Source organism: Acidithiobacillus albertensis, from assembly GCF_001931655.1.
Lineage (GTDB): Bacteria > Pseudomonadota > Gammaproteobacteria > Acidithiobacillales > Acidithiobacillaceae > Acidithiobacillus > Acidithiobacillus thiooxidans.
Genome location: NZ_MOAD01000061.1, coordinates 1 through 895, shown reverse-complemented (window position 1 = coordinate 895; position 895 = coordinate 1). Strand labels below are relative to the sequence as shown.

1 protein-coding gene is annotated in these 895 nt (G+C 46.8%); it reads left to right on the top strand.

The features are described 5' to 3' along the window. Window positions 1-2: 2 nt before the first annotated feature. Window positions 3-149, top strand: a complete 147-nt coding sequence (locus BLW97_RS20550) for an SEL1-like repeat protein (RefSeq protein WP_084546934.1) — start codon at window positions 3-5, stop codon at window positions 147-149. The last annotated feature ends 746 nt before the right edge of the window (window positions 150-895 follow it).

Sequence of the window (895 nt, the reverse complement as noted above, 5' to 3'; positions counted from 1 at the left end):
ATATCTGGTTTCGTAAGTCGGCAGAATCCGGAAACGCCAATGGGGCTTTTCATCTGGCCTTCGCCTACAACTTCGGCGAGGGTGTACCAACCAACACGCATAAAGCCGTTTATTGGTGGCAACAATCTGCAAAAGATCGCAAGAAATGAGCCAATTTTGTGCTCAAGCGTATCTTGAAGATCCTTGCGGTAGTTTTATTCGCGGCCTTCTGGGGATTCTGGATTGGTCATCAAGGCCACACCCATATAGAACGGCTTTTTGAGCCCAACAAGAGTCGCCCCCTCTTCGTTGGCACGCCATCAAACACACTCTCAACAATGCAAAAGACAAACAAAGCAATGTAAGCTCTCTAGAGCGAAAATGATCATGCATCCTGTAAATACTTCCACCTCAGGTAGTTGGGCAAAAAGGCTGCGTCTACCTCTTGTATGGGGCATCTATTCCATTACTTACAGCAGCATGTCAATGAAGTAACTTGGAGGTAACAAGACATCCTCTTCTCATGATTGGTTCCTGAACATCCCCCTTTTCCCCAGCATTTCACGACTCTTTTTAACACAGGCGCTTTCGGCTCCTGTGGCACACTTTCCCGGCTTTTATTGGCTTCAAGCATTTATCTAGAAAGCTGTCGAGGCTTCTGGAGGAAACGGATTCCATTCGCTTAGGTGCTATTGTGCAGCCCCTTGAAATTTTAGTGGAGCGTACCCATAAATCTCTCAGCCTGAGAGCAGGCTATGATTGTTAAAAGGTTATTGTCATAAGATGGAGGTATACACCATGGCTAAAGAAGTATCCCGTCCCACGGTTATGGATGTGCGTCCGACTGATCCACTGGAAGGCGTACTTGACACGTTTATGCCCGGATTCTTTTCCCCGGCATCTTTACGTAGACAAT